This is a genomic window from Enterococcus sp. DIV1298c (genome assembly GCF_017316315.1).
Lineage (GTDB): Bacteria > Bacillota > Bacilli > Lactobacillales > Enterococcaceae > Enterococcus_B > Enterococcus_B mangumiae.
In genome coordinates, this window is record NZ_JAFLWG010000008.1 from 1 (window position 1) to 16,871 (window position 16,871).

Consider the following 16,871-nt stretch of genomic DNA (forward strand, 5'->3'; position numbering starts at 1 on the left):
TTCCTATAAAGTTACATCGACTTCTACAACAATTATATTTTTAAGGAAAGGTAAATCTTTCTGAGAAAGTGTCTACTTTTTTGTATTAATTCAAAAAAACACTAAAAAATTTATGAAATACTCTTTCGAAGAGAATAAAAATTTACAATTACTAAAGTAAAAGAAAAAGCTGAACCCCTACCATCAAGGGTTCAGCTATCATTTAGGAACTATTCTTCTTCTTCAGCCATGAATGTATTGAAGACTTCTTCAATCATGTCCCATTCAGCGTCTGTTTCGATTTGTTCTAGTTCGCCTTCTGTGCCATCTTCGTTTTCCACATAGGCATAAGCTTGTAATTCTACGTCTTCATCTTCTGGTACACCAGCTGGATAAAGTAATACATAGTTACGGCCAAATTCTTCTTGTCCATCAACTGTCAACAAGATTTCGTATAATGTTTCATTTCCTTGATCATCGACTAATGTGATATGTTCATGTCCTTCATGATCATGTGTATGATTGTGTTCTGCCATTAGAACCCCTCTTTTCCATTTTTTAAAATAGTTGTTTCCCCGAACCATCTAAATAATTTTGTAAAATCATCACCGCAGCAAGCTTATCGATGACTTTTTTTCTTTTTGCTCTTGATGTATTCGCTTGTTCGACCAACATGCGTTCTGCTTGTACTGTCGTTAGTCGTTCATCTTGATACTCGACTGGTAGAGAAAACATTTCTTTGATTTTTTCTCCATAAGCCATTGAGCTTTCTGCTCTAGGACCGATTGAGTTATTCATGTTTTTCGGCAAACCGACAACAAAACGATCGACTTCGTACTGTTTGACTAATTCTGCCAATCGATCGAAGCCAAATTCTTCTTTTTCTTCGTCGATACGAATGATCTCTACGCCTTGTGCAGTCCAGCCAAAAGGATCACTAACAGCGACGCCTACTGTTTTTGAGCCGACATCCAAGCCCATCACTCTCATAGATTCACTCCATGATTTGAGAGATAGTCTTTAACGATCACTTCCATGATTTCATCGCGTTCATGACGACGGATCAAATTCCTTGCATCACGATAACGAGGAATGTAGGCCGGGTCTCCAGAAAGCAAGTAGCCCACAATCTGGTTGATTGGATTGTAGCCTTTTTCTTCCAAAGCCCGATAAACGATCGCTAATGTTTCGCTGACTTCTTTTTTACGACTATCATCAAAACCAAAACGTACGGTTTCATCTGTAAAACCCATGATTCTACACCTCTTTCCGCAGGGTAGTCAAATTACCCTCTACACCCTTTATTTTACTCGAAATGTGGCAAAACTACAAATAAATATTCTAACTTAGTCAGAAATATAAAAATAATAATGATTTCTTATTTTGATTGTATCGATTCCAACATTTGTGAGTAGACTTTCTTACAGTATACGTGATATTGACTTAAAAATAAGCCTTTTCTCTGTTTTTTCAAAAAATTCACAAAATATTCAAATAACGGACACGCATTGATTATGTTTTCTTGGCTTGACCCGTTTGATAGTTGATCGTATAGCCATCTTGGACATTATAAATAAAAACATTGAAAGAGATTTGGTTATCTTCAATACTTTGTGCCTCTAACTGAACACCTCGTGCCACTAGTTCATCATCTTCAAAATGTGGGGTTACTCGATAGCGAACATGATGATTTGTTTCTTTGATGTATGCGGCAATATCGTTCTCATGTGCAAGCATATAAGGGGTATTTAACGAACGTGTCCCCGTCATCAGATTTTTGATGTTATTATTTTGTCCAGTCAGCTGAAAACCTATCAAATGGCTTCGATTGTACAACCACTGTCCATCACTTAATTTTTTTTGCTTCCAACCTGTGGGATCGATATAAAGAGACTCACGCTTTTCTTTAGGAAACATCTTTTTTCCTAACATGGCATTTGCTTGGCCCACGCGATTCAAGCGGTCGATATCGGAATAGCTTTCCCACGTTCCTTTTTCTAAACTCAGTTCTTCTTCTGTAAAGGTTGGTTTATTGTGATTGATTTCGATTTCTTGATGTGTTCCATCATATTCTGGAACATTCGCTACTTGTAACACTTGAGGTTTTGAATCAAATAAACCTGTAATCTGTTGAATGAGATCAGAGTCTTTCTGGGTAGTGGAGATCCCTAATGCGCCCGCTAAAAGGGCAACAGCGACTCCTACGATTGCTTTCGTTGTTTTTTTGTTCATATATCTACTCCTTTATTCCGTTGAACTCCATAAATCTTAACATACGTTCCCCTTTTTATAAATAGAGAAGTACTTTAACTCCTTCAAAAGTTAGATACGCACTTTTTAACAAGTTACTGAAATAAACGTGTAAAGGACATTTGATATCGCTCGTACGTTAAGTCGCTGAAAATTGGAGAAACGCTGTTCTTAAAAAAATGACAATCAGAAATAAGCGTGCATCCTCAAAATTGGCAGAGCAATTTCAAGAATCCACGCTTATTTCTCGGAGTTGAGCACCCAAATGAATACTTTATTTTTCCTATGACTATCTGTTCATTGCCTGTTCAATCATCGCCACTGTTGCTTGTGGATCTTCTACACCTATGATTAGACGGCTGAATTCTTCATCTTTTAATGTGATCACGACTGCATCTTCTTTTCTCTTCAGATCATAGAATATTTTGTTTGAGTCTTGGACAAACGTCCCTGCAAAGTAGTGACCATATGCGTCAACACCTACTCTTTTTTCACCAAATTTTGGTGTATCTTCCCACACATCCGGATCGGCTGTGGCCCCCATCACATTGGTCAAAGGGGTAGCGATCTCACTTTTCATCGCCCAAAGTTTTCTTGCTCCTTCCATGCTGATGATCAATTGATTATTTTTGATTTCAACTTTAGCCATTTTCTACTTCTCCTCTCTTTTGATAAGATTCCCTCGAAGCATGATTCGCTTGGCAATGATCGTCTCAATCGGAATCTTGTTCTTCTTTTCTAATTCGGCGATGACATTCGTTGCGAGTTTGTTCACTTCCTTGTCATCAGCTGACCGTTCTAATAAAGCAACGATCAACAAATCAATCAATCCTTCTTCACTGCTAGCGTCACATTCTGCCACATAGTTGAAGCAAGTTCTAAATAAACCAGCTTTACTATAATAAGCTGAATATAAGCTGCCTCGAAGCAAACCAGTGGCTTTTACCAACTGACTGATTGACGTTCCTGCATACCCATTTTTAGCAAATACTTTGGCTGCTTCTGTCAAAACTGTTTCTTCATTAAATTCTCTTGTTCTTCCCATATCTTGATTATGCCACATTCTTGAACGATTGGTCAACAATATAGAAGAAAGCTTTCTTTATCTTAAACATTTGAAGGTACTTCTCATATTTAAAAGGCAATTTCTCTTTTTATACGTTTTATCGTTTTTTTGTAGTAAAATAAATTCAAGAAAACAATCATTGGAGAATTTATCATGCCAGAAAGAGATTTGGATTTATTACTTAATACCTGTTTGCTAGCCGGAAAAATCATGACGGAAAGCAATGCAGAGATGTACCGTGTAGAAGATACGATGAGCCGGATCGCTTCTGCTTCAGGAAATTATCGCCTAGTCAGCTATGTGACCCAAACAGGGCTATTTATCGGCTTTGATCGGACTTCTACGATCCGTATGGAACAAATCACTAATCGGACGATCAATTTAGAAAGAGTCGTCAAGGTCAATAACTTATCGCGAAAGTATGTCGCCAATGAATTGACTTTGGAAGAACTCTATCAAGAGTTACAAGAAGTCGAGAAAGATCGGCGGATGTTCCCAGTCTGGCTGCAAATCATCAGTGCTGCGATCATTAGTGGTACGATCATGATTTTATTTGGTGGGGAATTACAGGATTTACCGATCACTTTGCTGATCGGTGGCGTTGGCTACATTGTTTATCTTTGTAGTTTACGATTTTTTAGGATCAAGTTTTTAGCTGAATTTCTATCCTCGTTGATTATCGGTATTGCCGCCATTTTGAGTGTGCGTCTAGGGATCGGTCTCAATCAGGATTTGATCATCATTGGGTGTGTCATGCCATTGGTTCCTGGTGTTCAGATCACCAATGCGATTCGCGATTTGTTAGCAGGTCATTATGTTTCAGGCGTTTCTCGTGGAGCCGAAGCCATGATGACTGCTGCAATGATCGGCTTTGCGATCGCCTTTATCTTTCAAATTTTCTACTAAGAAAGGAATTTATCCATGTGGCATGTAATCATTCAATTTTCTTTTAGTTTTTTAGCGACTGCGGCTTTTGCAATCATCACCAACGTTCCCAGAAGAGCTTTGATCTGGTGTGGTTTTGCTGGAGCAATCGGTTGGATGATCTATTGGTTGTGTCTGGATATGGGCGGTGGAGCGGCTTTAGGCTCATTATTAGGTTCATTAGGTGTTGCTTTTGCCAGTGATCTTTTTTCTAAGCAATTGAAAATGCCGGTCACGATCTTCAATATTCCTGGCATGGTACCGCTAGTTCCTGGAGGATTAGCCTATCAAGCAGTTCGCAGTTTAGTTACTGGTGCTTATCAAGATGCGGCATTTTTCACTGTTCAAGCCATTATGATCGCAGGGGCGATTGCCTTAGGTTTAGTGATCTCTGAGGTCTTCAACCATAATATCCGCAGTTTCAAACTGAAACGTGAAGCGATCGTATTGAAACGTCGCAAAAAAAAATGATTTTTAGTTGTTGTGGCATTTTATTTTTACAAAATTAAAAGCGATAAAAGACTAATCTTACAAAGATTTTGTCTTTTATCGCTTTTTTATCTGGATAGTCGTATCAAAACTCTGTTTCACAGGTTCAGCTAAAATGCCCGATACACATACTGATTTTCAGGCGCAGTGATTTTCTCTGCTTTTGTCACAACGACTGAAGGAATCTCTCGTTTGAATGGCTGGTAAAAATCCGTTTGGATCGTTCCTTCAACTTTGTACCAGTCATCATTTTGCACGGTCATTCCCTCTGGCAGATGAGTCAGCAAGCCAAACACGCCTGAATCGGCAACACAATGGATGATCCCAAATCGAAAGAGAAATGTATCAGTAACATTGTCATTTTTCGACTGATAGATAAAGCCTTCATAAGAGACTTTTTTACCAATAAATTCACTTGGATAATTATAGATCAATTCCATGATCTCCAAATAGTTCTCATCAGTGATCACAATCTTTTGCTCTTCCTCATACTTATCTTTCAACTCATTCATCTGGTCTTGATAATCAGATTTATTGAAATAGATACTGGTATCCGGCTTCAGATATTGCGTTTGTATTTGTGGATCACCGACAGATTCTTTACTTAATGGGAAGTTGAAGCCTTTCGCTTCAACGATCGTCGTGTTTAGGCTGACAGTCGGAAATAATGTGCCTACGACGATTGGCAGTGCCAATAAAAGATAAGCAATCAATCGTTGATACGGTTTGCTTAATCCGTGATCATGCGAATCATGTGACTCATGCGCTACTTTTTTTCCATCTTCTTTTACCCAAAGATATAACTGGACTAAAGCTAATAAAGCCGATAAAATCATGGACAATACTGCCAAATAACGATAATGGACATTGATATATTGATCTAAGCGCCCTGATACTTGAAGATACATCATCATTTCAAAATAACCAGATAAAATCAAAAATCGCAGCATCTTTCTCCTCCTAAATAAATAGTGTAAAGCCGATCACACTTAATGTGACCAGACCGATCAATGAAACGATGAAGCGAGTCTTGAAGTAACGTTTCATCATCAATAGGTTTTTGATATCCACCATTGGTCCAAAAACTAAAAATGCAACAACTGGTGCTGTACCAAAAAGACTTAGTAAAGAAGAACCAATAAAAGCATCTGCTTCGGAACAAAGTGACATTGTGAACGCCAATAACAGCATAATCAAAATAGCTAATAATTTTGTTGATCCTAAAGTCAGCATCACTCGAGTAGGTAAGTAGGTTTGCATTGCCGCTGCAATCAACCCACCAAGGATCAAATAGCGTCCTGTATCGAAGAATTCATCAATCGAATGAGTCAAGACATGTAAGACTTGATGACCCCATTTGCGTGGGCCAACTGACTCGTTTTCTTCATGTGTATGGTGCGCAGGTTCAACTACCTCTGGATCAAACGGAAATTTTAAAATCGTTCCTTTTTGGATATAGGCTAACCAAATACCTACGATCAACGCTACTATGAAACTGCCCAACATACGAAGTCCCGCCATCTTCCACGTGTTACCGAATGCAATAAATGTTGAAAAGATCACGACTGGATTAATGATCGGTGCAGTCAACATAAAAGCAAAAGCGGTGTGCACGGGAACACCTTTTTTAACGAACTGATGCACGATGGGAATGATTCCACATTCACAAGAGGGAAAGAAAAAGCCTAGAATCGAACCAACGATAATGGATAAAAAGCGGTTTTTAGGTAGCCACCGCTTCACACGTTCGGGGGTCAAAAATACTTGTAGTGCGCCTGAGATGATACATCCCAATAATACAAACGGCAAGGCTTCGATAACGATCGACAAAAAAATCGTCCCCATCTGCAATACCGAATTTGGAATAAATGAAAACATATAATTTCTCCTTGTCATTTGAACTTCATTCGCCCATCAATATACGCTTTTCTACGGCAAAATACAAGAAACCTTAAATTTTTTTCAGAAGTTTAAGAAATCAAAAAAGCTTTTTTATTGACATTCTCCTCTTATGGATTTATTTTTAGCACAGTCAAGAAATCGATTCATCCCAAAAATCAGCGAATCCTTGTCACCTTTTTTGATTTGCTCATGGTTGAATCCTTTTTCACAAACGAATTAATGAACTACCAGAAGCAACTTTGAGGAGCTATCATAATGAAAAAAACGATTGATTTATCTGAAGTCCAAAAGACGATCCAAGAAGAACCGACTGTCGTTGTGGCGATTTCCACACCCGATTGCAGCGTTTGTCATGCAGTAATGCCAAAGCTAGAACAGCTATTGACCCATTATTCTTTTTCAGCGTACCATTTAGATGCCTTTGAGACCCCAGAAGTTGCTGGTACATTTCAAGCATTGACCGCACCAGTGATCTTGCTCTTTCATCGTGGAAAAGAAGTCGAGCGCCAAGCACGGTTTATTCGTTTTGAAGAACTGACAAAACGCTTAGATCAACTAAGTCTATCCGGTGATCAAGTCAGCTACGATACTTTATTCGAGTAATATAAAAAGCTACAAGTCATTTTCATACACGAATGACTTGTAGCTTTTTTAGTTAAACACCCATTAAATAACGAGCGGTGATCGATTGTTTACAAGTACTGATATTTTCAGGGATTCCTTCATAAAGGATCTCTCCTCCACGTATTCCTCCATCTATCCCTACGTCGATCAACCAGTCTGCCGCCTTCATGATCTCTAAATTATGCTCAATGACGATGACTGTATTGCCTTTATTGACCAACCGTTCGATGATATCTAAAATACTCTTGATATCTGCCATGTGTAAACCTGTTGTAGGTTCATCCATGATATAGATATTCCCTTTTTTGCTTAACTCCTTCGCAAGTTTCAAACGTTGACATTCTCCACCAGACAACGTATTCAATGGTTGTCCTAGTGTCATGTAGCCTAATCCTACTTCTAAAATTTGCTTTAGTTTTCGTTGGATCGATTTTTCTTCAAAGAATCCCACAGCTTCAGTAATACTCATTGCCAGCACTTCATCGATCGATTTCTCTTTTAATTTATATTGATACACTTCTTCTTTGAACCGTTTGCCGCCACAAGCTTGGCAAAGGATCTCAACAGAATCCATGAAAGATAATTCCATTTTGATATGGCCATGTCCTTTACATGTTTCACAGGCGCCTTCTGAATTATAAGAGAATAGTCCGGCAGACACATTATTTTCTGCCGAGAAAACCTTACGGATATCATTCATGATCCCTGAATAAGTTGCTGGATTGGAACGAATATTCCCTGCAACAGCTGACTGATCGATCGTGATCGCCTCTGGATATTCTTTCGCAAACACCCCATTCACCAAACTACTCTTGCCTGATCCTGCCACTCCTGTCACTACTGTAAAAACACCTAAAGGCACTTTAAGAGAAGTATTTTTCAGATTATGCAAGGTAGATTTTGTCGTCTCGATAAAGTCATTCGTCTTTCTAGGTTCAGATTTGAAATCTGCCATTTGACCAAATGCTTTCCCAGTCAACGTATCTGAAACGAGTAACCCTTCGTAACTCCCTTCATAGGTGATGTGGCCGCCATTTTTTCCAGCTCTTGGTCCTACGTCAATGATATGATCTGCCACTTTGATCACATCAGGGTCATGTTCTACGACGATCACTGTGTTTCCTTTATCGCGCAACTTGATCAACAACTCGTTCAACCGATGGACATCTCTTGGATGCAGACCAATGCTTGGCTCATCAAAGATATAGATGACGTCGTTCAAACTAGAAGATAAGTGCTTGACCATTTTCACTCTTTGACTTTCTCCTCCAGACAAGGTTGCTGTCTCCCGATTTAAAGAAACATAGTCTAAACCGATGTTGATCAGGTCTTGCAAACGTGATTGTAGATTTTTCAATACTGGTTGGATCATTTCATCTGTGATCTCGGATAATATTTCTAAAAGTTCATCCAATTGCATCGCTAAGAAATCCGCGATGGAGTAGTCGTTGATCTTACAATCTAATACTTTTTGGTTGAAGCGTTTCCCCTGACATTCTGGACACGTTTGTTCGTCCATAAAAGCGGCAATTTTTTTCTGAGTTGTCGCAGAGCTTTCATTTCCTCCTTTGATATTCGAACGATTGAAACGAGCCACTAATCCTTCGTAGGTCGAACTCATCCCTTCCATATATAACGAATCGATTTTTTCTCCAGAAGCATACAGGAATTTTGCCATTTCCTCTTTTGAGTAGTCCTTCAGAGGTTTATCATTATCAAAAAAACCTGTGTTCGTGAAAGATTTCAATAACCAAGAACCAATTTTGTAACCCGGGAGTAGGATTGCTCCTTCATTCAATGACTTTTCTAGATCTAGTGCTTTGTCGAGATTTAACCCCACGATTCGTCCGATTCCTTCGCATGCCGGACACATTCCGTGAGGATCATTGAATGAAAAATTCCAAGCAGGGCCTAAGTAGGGTGTACCAATACGAGAAAAAAGCAGGCGGATCAGTGGATTGATATCTGTGATCGTTCCTAATGTCGAACGAGAATTCCCCCCTAGACGGCTTTGGTCTACGACGACTGCCATGGAGAGATTATCGATAGCATCAGCTTCTGGTTGACTATACTTAGGTAGGAAATTCTGTACGAATTTAGAAAAATTTTCGTTGAGCTGTCTACCAGCTTCTTGCGCAATCGTATCAAAAACGATTGAAGATTTACCTGAACCGGAGACCCCTGTAAAAATCGTGATTTTTCTTTTTGGAATCTGTAAATCAAAACCTTTTAGATTATTCTGCCTTGCATTATGTATCTTGATATATTCCTGCATTGCTGATCCTCCCGTATGCGCTTGATATTTTTTAGTGAACTATTATTATAACATAGAAACAAGGGATTCCTATAGTATATTTTCAAGATACTCTTCTTTTGCCAATCAAGTTTATCTCAGGAATATAAGCAATCCCCGCTTTCATTTCTTTTCTTTATTATCTTCAAAAAAATATATAAAAAAACAAACTATTTTTTCTTATGACCAGAAAAAAATAGTTTGTTTACTTAATTTGAACATTCTTTGCTTCTTTTTATTCGTGTTCTTCATTTTCATGCAAAGACGAGTCGGAATGCAAGAAATAGATCAATGTCTGTAATTCGTTTGTTAAATCGACATTTTGGATCAATACTTCTGTTGGTGCATTTAGACGAGCAGATGTAAAGTTCAATATTCCTTTAACACCAGCTTCTGTCAAGCGGTTCACAACCTCTTGTGCCTTTTCGGCAGGAATCGTTAAGATTGCGACCTCGATTTGCTGGATCTTGATTTGTTCGATCATATCATCCATCGGATATACAGGGATGCCATCCACGATGCGACCGACGATTTCAGGGTTAACATCAAACGCACAGCTGACACGGATACTATTACTTTGGTGGAATTTGTATTTCAATAAAGCACTTCCTAGATTCCCCACCCCGATCAATGCGACATTCGTCAATTGATCATCATTCAATGTTTTTGCAAAGAAATGCATCAAGTCCTCTACATCATATCCATAGCCGCGTTTACCTAGTTCTCCAAAATAGGAAAAGTCCCGACGGATCGTTGCGCTATCTACTTGGACTGCTTCACTTAGTTCAGTTGATGAAACTTTTTTCTTGCCTGCGTTATTCAAAATTCTTAAATAACGATAATATAAAGGAAGGCGTTTTGCCGTTGCCTTTGGAATTATATGGTCTTTCACTTCATTACCTCCACAGTATTTCTTCTCGATTTATACATCATATCAGTACTTGCACAAAAAAATCAATTTCGTTGCTCGTATATTGTGAATTTTTATTCTTATTCTCATTTTGGCATCCACTTAGAATCTCGCAGTAACTATGAATTTATGGTAGACTACAATAGAAAAAACAAGAGAAAATTCTAGGAGAATTCACAAAGTAGAAAAGAGGATTCGATGATACTATTACAAGCTAATCAAATCGCCCGCCATTTTGGCGCAGAGATTTTATTTGAAAATATCCACTTAGAGATCCAAACTGGCGCCCGTATTGCCTTGGTTGGAAGAAATGGTGCCGGTAAATCGACATTATTGAAGATCATTGCTGGTATCGAAGCGCCAGATTTAGGGAATATTGCAAAAAATAAAACAGCTACCCTTGGCTATTTAGCCCAAGATACTGGGTTAGATTCAACTGAAACCGTCTGGAATGAGATGCTAAAAGCATTTGAAGACGTGCGTTTGATGGAACAACGAATGCGTGATCTTGAAGTGTTCATCAGTGAAGGTGAGCCTGATACACCAGCTTATCAATCTTTCTTGAAAGAATATGATAAATTGCAGCATGATTTTTCTGATAAGAATGGCTATAGTTACGAAAATGAGATCCGTTCTGTATTGCATGGATTCAAATTTGACCCATCTTTTTATGATCAAAAAATCGACACGTTATCAGGTGGTCAGAAAACAAGACTAGCTCTTGCTAGGATGCTTTTGCAACACCCAGACATCTTGATTCTGGATGAGCCGACCAACCACCTGGATATCGAAACTCTAGCTTGGTTGGAAAACTATTTACAAGGTTATACCGGTGCCTTGCTAATTGTTTCCCATGACCGATACTTCTTGGATAAAGTTGCGACTGAAGTCTATGAGTTGAGTCGCAAAAAGATGCGTCATTATAAGGGTAATTATTCTAAATATTTGGATATGAAAGCTGAACAGCTGGCTTCAGATTGGAAAGCTTATGAAAAACAACAGACAGAAATCAATAAACTAGAAGACTTCGTTGCCAGAAATCTTGTACGTGCCTCAACGACAAAACGCGCACAAAGCCGTCGCAAAGCATTAGAGAAAATGGAACGTCTGGATCGACCACAAGGAGATGAGAAACAAGCACATTTTCTATTCCATGTGGCAAAACCCTCTGGAAATGTCGTCTTACAAGTAGAAGATGCCGCGATTGGCTATGATGGAACGGTCTTATCGGAACCAATCAACTTGGATATTCGCCGTCAAGAAGCGATCGCCTTGGTTGGTCCGAATGGAATCGGCAAATCCACGTTACTGAAATCGATCATACAAAAATTACCTTTTATTCGTGGAAAAGAAACACTGGGTACAAATGTCAGCATCGGTTATTATGACCAAGGTCAGGCAGAGCTGAATACCAACAAAACGATCCTCGCAGAACTTTGGGATGAGCATCCAACAGTCCCTGAAAAAGATATCCGTTCAATTTTAGGTGCCTTTTTATTTTCTGGTGAAGACGTAGAAAAAACGATCCCCCTATTAAGTGGTGGAGAAAAAGCCCGGGTTGCACTAGCTAAACTAGCAATGAACCAAGAAAACTTTTTGATTTTGGATGAACCGACCAACCACTTAGACATCGACAATAAAGAAGTATTAGAAAATGCGTTGATCGACTATGAAGGAACATTACTCTTTGTTTCCCATGACCGTTACTTTATCAATCGTATCGCCACAAAAGTGATTGAACTTTCAGAAAATGGGAGCAAAGTCTACTTAGGTGACTACGATTATTATTTAGAAAAGAAAAAAGAAGAAGAAGAGATTGCTGAACTAATAGCGGCTGAACAGCCCGAAGTGAGCACGCCTTCGACCAACAAGTCCACGTATTTCCAAAGCAAAGAGCAACAAAAGTTGATTCGGAGCTTGCAACGTAAAATCACACAAATCGAAGAAGACATGGCTAAACTTGAAGAAACTGTGGAAGAGCTTGAACAACAGATGGTCTCCCCTGCTGTTTTAGATGACCATGTCAAATTGAATGAACTAAATCAAGCGCTTGATGAAGCCCATCAACAACAAGAAGAAAAGTTGACTGAGTGGGAAAACTTAAGTCTGGAGTTAGAAGAAATCGAAACGATTCAGTAAGATCGTTCTCTCGATCTTCGATAAAAAAAACGCTGAAGCTGGCCATACTGCCATCTTCAGCGTTTTTTTAGACTTGATGATGTAAGTCAAAAACATGTTTCAATTCGACCGATACTGGCGAATGGTCTGGATTTGTTTCCATAAGATCTTCCATGTACACCCACCACTTTTGATTGATTTCTGTTTCTGGTACCTGACGCCATTTTTCTTCATCTTCAATCTCTAAATAGCCAAAAAGTGCATTTGTTTCTGGATCAAGAAAGATTGAATAGGAATGCGCGCCATGTTCAGCTAACATCTCACGCATCTCTGGCCACAAATCATTGTGCCGTTTCAGGTACTCTGCTTCATACCCTGGGTACAATTTCATTTTTACTGCTTTTTTAAACATTTAAATTCCCCTTTCACCATTTGTTTTTCTTGATGTGGAACAGTCATCATCTGTTGTTCTTAGCTACTTCTATATTTTCTAATTTACAGCAAGCGTTTACAATAGCAAAAACAAAGGATAACGGTGGCAGATTCACAGGATTTTTTCAGAGAATAAAAAAAGTGACCGCGGTGGGTAGCCGCGGTCTAGGAGTTTATTTTTACTTGAGGAGTAAAAATGAAAAAGTATAGGGTTGTTGGTTGGTATGTATATAGAATAGAAGATAAGTTTGAAGAATTCCTCTATAAATTTTGTCTTTTATTAGGATAATTCTTTAAGAAAAAGTAAAACAGCGATTATTACAGTTATTTACTGATAAATGAATCATCCTATAGGATAACTTTTACGTGTTTACAAACCATCTTAACGATGATAACCAAAATAATCGCCTACTCTTTTGCTTGCTTTCTTATCCGCTTTTATTTGCTGCATCAAGAGATTGACTTTCTGTCGATTTTTGAAATTAAGCTTTCTTAGTTGGCGTCGAATAAAGACGAATCGTCTTCTCTTCATTGATTTCTGATTATTTTTATAAACGGTTATTTTCGGGTTGCTGTTTTTCATTGCTTTTTTATTATTATCGTTCGCACTCTCTTTACCAGCAGCAATCACTGACGATAATTGGTTGTGTTTGTTTAGATTGCCTTTTGATACTAATTTTTCTCGGTCATTAAAATCTTTAGGCTTTTCTATGATCGTCATCTTTCGATTCAGAACCACTGCTGGTTCAATTACCCCCATTCGCCTAGTCCTAGGTTCTTGATCGATTAAATCATTTATTTTGGATGCACGTTCTGTTGGCGAGTTATAAACTAGATCTTCCTTTGGATCCATTACTTGTGCTGCAACTTTCTGCAAATGATTTTGGAGTATTGGATTTAGCATAAAAAAGGCTGTTTTCGCTCGATTGATTACTTCTTCTCTTGTCTCCTCATTCATCTGCAGATTAAATTCCGGCTTATCCAAGCAAATAAGGAGGACTTCTTTTCGTGTAGCGATCTTTTCTTCCAGTAATAGAATCAATTGTGTATGAACCCCAGCATCAACATTTGCTTCCATTGTTTTAATTTTCTGTTGCTGGTATCCATGAAGTTTCTCTGAATCGATATTTAACCATAAATGCAGATAATCCGTTAAATAGAAATTATCTTTAAAATACTCGGTCATTTCAGCACTCAACACAGGTTGTTCTTCATTTTGACAGGACATCGCAATTTCTTGTGCATGCTGCAGACGCTCAATTGCCGCTTCCTTACTTGATGGAACACTTCCAGGTATCTGGCGCTTTTGATACCTTGCTAATTCATCTCTGATATTCCCCGAAAATTGATCTAAAGAAGGCTGTTGACTTTCAATCGTCACCGCTGATTCTTGCGTCTGAGTAAAAATATTTCTGATACGTTGGCTGATTCCCATAGTATCCCTCCTCATTTCTAGTTGATAAAATGAGTATACAGTTTGAAAATCGTTCCGGTCGCCCTTCTTTTCTTAAAACTGAAAAAAATGACTTGGGGGTTTCATTAAACATGGCCAATACTTTTTAAGTAAACAACAGATCATTCCAAAAAAACCGCCATGGAATGATCTGTTGTTCTTCATCTTTAAGAGAGGCGATGCCCCACTCTTTTATTTCATCAACTATACACTTCTTGTCTATTCCTTCTCGTATAACCATACACTGCCAAACTAAGGAAGAATAGAATATAAATAATCAAGATGAGCATTTCTCTGTGGTTGCCTTCCCAGGTTTGCCCCGATTGGAAATTTTTGATCATCGTCAAAATCCAATATTGTGGGGTGATCATCGAAACTTTCTGCATGAATTCTGGCATTACCTCATGTGGGATCAAAGCACCTGACAGTAAACTGGTAACAGTGATCAAGATGCTTTGTAAAGCCGCTGCAACGTTCGTACTTGATGCGAGTACACCAATAGCAATCGACCAACCTACCGCTAGTATACTGAATAGGGTCAGTAATAAAATCAAATCAAACGCACTTAACCCAGGATCGATATCGAATAGACCTGTCATGACGATGACCGCTAAAATCACTTGGATCAGCATAGCAAACATCGCAAAGATCGTTGTGCCAATAAAATAAGTACTTTTAGCAATAGAAGTAGTCATCAAGCGTGTATAAATTTTATTCCGTCGCTCTTCTTGGATAGTCGTCGTGCCAAAATTTCCTGCTTGAAATAAAAGCATCATCAATAAAAAGCCGATGATTTGAACCGACATTTGTTCAGTCGTGGCTCTTTGATCCACTTGACGGATCTCGATTTCTGTCGGTTCCTTCAAGCGGTCAAGCAATTCACCTTCTCCTCCTGCTTCTGCTAATGATTGGATGCTGGCAACCTCTGCTAATGCACGTTGAACTAACCGATCCACATTATTTAGCAGTTCCCCTTTTTGAAATGTCCGTAGAGAAAGTTCCGGAGTTTCAGCAACATTTTCTTGATACCCCTCAGGAATCGTAATGACTGCCACCGCGTTTTGTCGTGAAAGCACTTGATCGATATCTTCTACCGAGGCAATTTTCTGAACAGCCACACGTTTTTCTAAACTCTCAATAAGCAACTCACTGTAGGATGAGCGATCTTGATCCACTACCCCGATCGTCAGCAAATTCGTTTCTTGATCGCCATAGGCAAAAAGATAAAGTACGACACTTAAGAAAGGAATCCCGATAAGAAATAAAATTTGTAATGGGCGATTTCGCCAAAGAACGAACCGTTCTCTAATGACCCAAAAGATATCTTTCATTAGAATACCTCCCTTTTATCTAAAATAACGACTGACAATGTGAGTAGGACGAGCAATATGCCAACATTCCCATAAATACCTACCCAATGCAATGGATTATCCGTCCATAGGCTTTCTCTTACTGATGCTAAGACCCAGCCTAGTGGTGAGAACCTCATCATTGTTTCATTCGTTGGAAAATATGCGCCTCCTAGAAAGCCAGTCAATTGGATAAAGATCTGCGTTGTGCTAGATCCAATTCTTTTTTCGCCACGATCCCCAACAGTTTCTAAAAATAGACCTAGTGCTAAAAAACTTCCCATAAGGGCAACGAGATTAAAATAAGAAAAACCAAATCTTAAATACCAAGGTACATCAAATAAAAATTGAGAAAGGAGCATCAAGAGCAATACGACGCACATCCCAAAAACAAAATGGCCGAAAAATGTCGATAAAATAATTTTTTTACGGCTAAGTGGCGTGACTAATTCTCTTTGCACCGTTCCATGTTGCCGTGCTTCGCGAAACATGCTTAGTCCAGTTTCAGAAAAATATAATACAAAGAGACTGATCATCGCAATCGCATAATATTGGTAAGATGTGGCGGTCTCTCGTTGATTTTCCTGATCGATAACGATCGCATCCGTAAACTGATCAGCTGAAACTAAGCCAGTGGTTGGTGGTAATTGTTGTTCCATAATGATACTTTGACGTTTGATTTCCTGTACGATTTCTACTAAATAGCTTTGAAGTATCGTTTTTTCCACGTTGGACAGTTCCCGACTCTGTACCTCGACATGGTCTGAAAAAGACAAGTAGGCATCCGCCGTTTGTTTTCTTATATTCGCTAATCCCTCTTTTTTATTTGCCACTTCTTCAAAATGGATGGTGCCGTCAGTAAAAGAAGTCACCTGTTGGAAGATTCCCCGAACTTCTGGATCGTCGATTTGATATTGTACAGTCAAGGGTTCTATATCAGATACAAAATCATTATTGAACACACCTTGAAGCACTGCCCCGAGAATGAACATCAACGTAATCGGAAAAGCAACAAAATAAATATAATTAGATTTTTCACGTAAACTTTGTATCAGGGTTCGAATAATTATTTTTTTATTCAT

The 16,871-nt window shown here is 38.7% G+C and carries 18 protein-coding genes; 4 read left to right on the forward strand and 14 right to left on the reverse strand.

From position 1 onward, the window contains the following. Nucleotides 1–209: 209 nt before the first annotated feature. From JZO83_RS01800 to JZO83_RS01825, 6 genes are all read right to left on the reverse strand, one after another. Entirely contained in the window at nucleotides 210–515 is a 306-nt protein-coding gene (locus tag JZO83_RS01800) for a DUF1292 domain-containing protein (protein WP_010734809.1), read from the reverse strand. Nucleotides 516–537: 22 nt separating this feature from the next. Then, a complete protein-coding gene (ruvX, locus tag JZO83_RS01805; RefSeq protein ID WP_206853431.1) occupies nucleotides 538–969 on the reverse strand; it encodes a Holliday junction resolvase RuvX in 432 nt (143 codons plus the stop codon). Further along, nucleotides 966–1,232 (reverse strand): IreB family regulatory phosphoprotein, encoded by a 267-nt coding sequence (locus JZO83_RS01810; protein ID WP_002290885.1) that lies wholly within the window; start codon nucleotides 1,230–1,232, stop codon nucleotides 966–968. Before JZO83_RS01810 ends, ruvX begins: the two co-directional genes overlap by 4 nt. A 259-nt stretch (nucleotides 1,233–1,491) precedes the next feature. Then, nucleotides 1,492–2,211: a DNA/RNA non-specific endonuclease gene (locus JZO83_RS01815; protein ID WP_207114834.1), complete on the reverse strand. Its 720-nt coding sequence runs from the start codon at nucleotides 2,209–2,211 to the stop codon at nucleotides 1,492–1,494. Nucleotides 2,212–2,518: 307 nt separating this feature from the next. After that, a complete protein-coding gene (locus JZO83_RS01820) occupies nucleotides 2,519–2,878 on the reverse strand; it encodes a hypothetical protein (RefSeq protein ID WP_207114835.1) in 360 nt (119 codons plus the stop codon). A gap of 3 nt (nucleotides 2,879–2,881) precedes the next feature. Then, the gene (locus JZO83_RS01825) at nucleotides 2,882–3,274 is read right to left on the reverse strand and encodes a helix-turn-helix domain-containing protein (RefSeq protein ID WP_207114836.1); all 393 of its coding nucleotides are present in this window, start codon (nucleotides 3,272–3,274) and stop codon (nucleotides 2,882–2,884) included. Between the two features lie 174 nt (nucleotides 3,275–3,448). On the opposite strand from JZO83_RS01825, the gene JZO83_RS01830 reads away from it, so the two are divergent. Both JZO83_RS01830 and JZO83_RS01835 read left to right on the forward strand, forming a co-directional pair. Further along, nucleotides 3,449–4,201, forward strand: a complete 753-nt coding sequence (locus JZO83_RS01830; RefSeq protein ID WP_207114837.1) for a threonine/serine exporter family protein — start codon at nucleotides 3,449–3,451, stop codon at nucleotides 4,199–4,201. A 15-nt stretch (nucleotides 4,202–4,216) separates the two neighbouring features. After that, nucleotides 4,217–4,690: a threonine/serine exporter family protein gene (locus JZO83_RS01835; RefSeq protein ID WP_206853415.1), complete on the forward strand. Its 474-nt coding sequence runs from the start codon at nucleotides 4,217–4,219 to the stop codon at nucleotides 4,688–4,690. 128 nt (nucleotides 4,691–4,818) lie between these two features. On the opposite strand, the gene JZO83_RS01840 is transcribed toward JZO83_RS01835, so the two are convergent. Both JZO83_RS01840 and JZO83_RS01845 read right to left on the reverse strand, forming a co-directional pair. After that, complete coding sequence (locus JZO83_RS01840) at nucleotides 4,819–5,658, reverse strand: TIGR03943 family protein (RefSeq protein ID WP_207114838.1); 840 nt, start codon at nucleotides 5,656–5,658, stop codon at nucleotides 4,819–4,821. Between the two features lie 10 nt (nucleotides 5,659–5,668). Next, a complete protein-coding gene (locus tag JZO83_RS01845; RefSeq protein WP_207114839.1) occupies nucleotides 5,669–6,586 on the reverse strand; it encodes a permease in 918 nt (305 codons plus the stop codon). A gap of 279 nt (nucleotides 6,587–6,865) precedes the next feature. Here JZO83_RS01845 and JZO83_RS01850 point away from each other — a divergent pair, with 279 nt between their 5' ends. After that, nucleotides 6,866–7,213 (forward strand): thioredoxin family protein, encoded by a 348-nt coding sequence (locus JZO83_RS01850; RefSeq protein ID WP_207114840.1) that lies wholly within the window; start codon nucleotides 6,866–6,868, stop codon nucleotides 7,211–7,213. 52 nt (nucleotides 7,214–7,265) lie between these two features. Here the strand turns inward: JZO83_RS01850 and JZO83_RS01855 are convergent, their stop codons facing one another. Beyond that, a complete protein-coding gene (locus JZO83_RS01855; protein WP_207114841.1) occupies nucleotides 7,266–9,509 on the reverse strand; it encodes an excinuclease ABC subunit UvrA in 2,244 nt (747 codons plus the stop codon). Nucleotides 9,510–9,762: 253 nt separating this feature from the next. Further along, on the reverse strand, nucleotides 9,763–10,419 hold the full coding sequence (locus JZO83_RS01860; RefSeq protein ID WP_206853406.1) for a redox-sensing transcriptional repressor Rex: 657 nt from the start codon (nucleotides 10,417–10,419) through the stop codon (nucleotides 9,763–9,765). Nucleotides 10,420–10,635: 216 nt separating this feature from the next. Between JZO83_RS01860 and JZO83_RS01865 the strand changes: the two genes are divergently transcribed. Continuing rightward, nucleotides 10,636–12,576: an ABC-F family ATP-binding cassette domain-containing protein gene (locus JZO83_RS01865; RefSeq protein ID WP_207114842.1), complete on the forward strand. Its 1,941-nt coding sequence runs from the start codon at nucleotides 10,636–10,638 to the stop codon at nucleotides 12,574–12,576. Nucleotides 12,577–12,643: 67 nt separating this feature from the next. Here JZO83_RS01865 and rhaM read toward each other — a convergent pair whose 3' ends face one another. The 4 genes from rhaM to JZO83_RS01885 all read right to left on the reverse strand — a co-directional run bounded on the left by rhaM (nucleotide 12,644) and on the right by JZO83_RS01885 (nucleotide 16,871). Beyond that, entirely contained in the window at nucleotides 12,644–12,967 is a 324-nt protein-coding gene (gene rhaM, locus JZO83_RS01870) for an L-rhamnose mutarotase (RefSeq protein ID WP_207114843.1), read from the reverse strand. A 402-nt stretch (nucleotides 12,968–13,369) separates the two neighbouring features. Beyond that, the gene (locus JZO83_RS01875; protein WP_207114844.1) at nucleotides 13,370–14,422 is read right to left on the reverse strand and encodes a hypothetical protein; all 1,053 of its coding nucleotides are present in this window, start codon (nucleotides 14,420–14,422) and stop codon (nucleotides 13,370–13,372) included. A gap of 218 nt (nucleotides 14,423–14,640) precedes the next feature. Next, the gene (locus JZO83_RS01880) at nucleotides 14,641–15,771 is read right to left on the reverse strand and encodes an ABC transporter permease (RefSeq protein ID WP_207114845.1); all 1,131 of its coding nucleotides are present in this window, start codon (nucleotides 15,769–15,771) and stop codon (nucleotides 14,641–14,643) included. Next, nucleotides 15,771–16,871, reverse strand: coding sequence for an ABC transporter permease (locus JZO83_RS01885; RefSeq protein ID WP_207114846.1), 1,101 nt, complete (start codon nucleotides 16,869–16,871; stop codon nucleotides 15,771–15,773). The genes JZO83_RS01880 and JZO83_RS01885 overlap by 1 nt, the downstream gene beginning before the upstream one ends.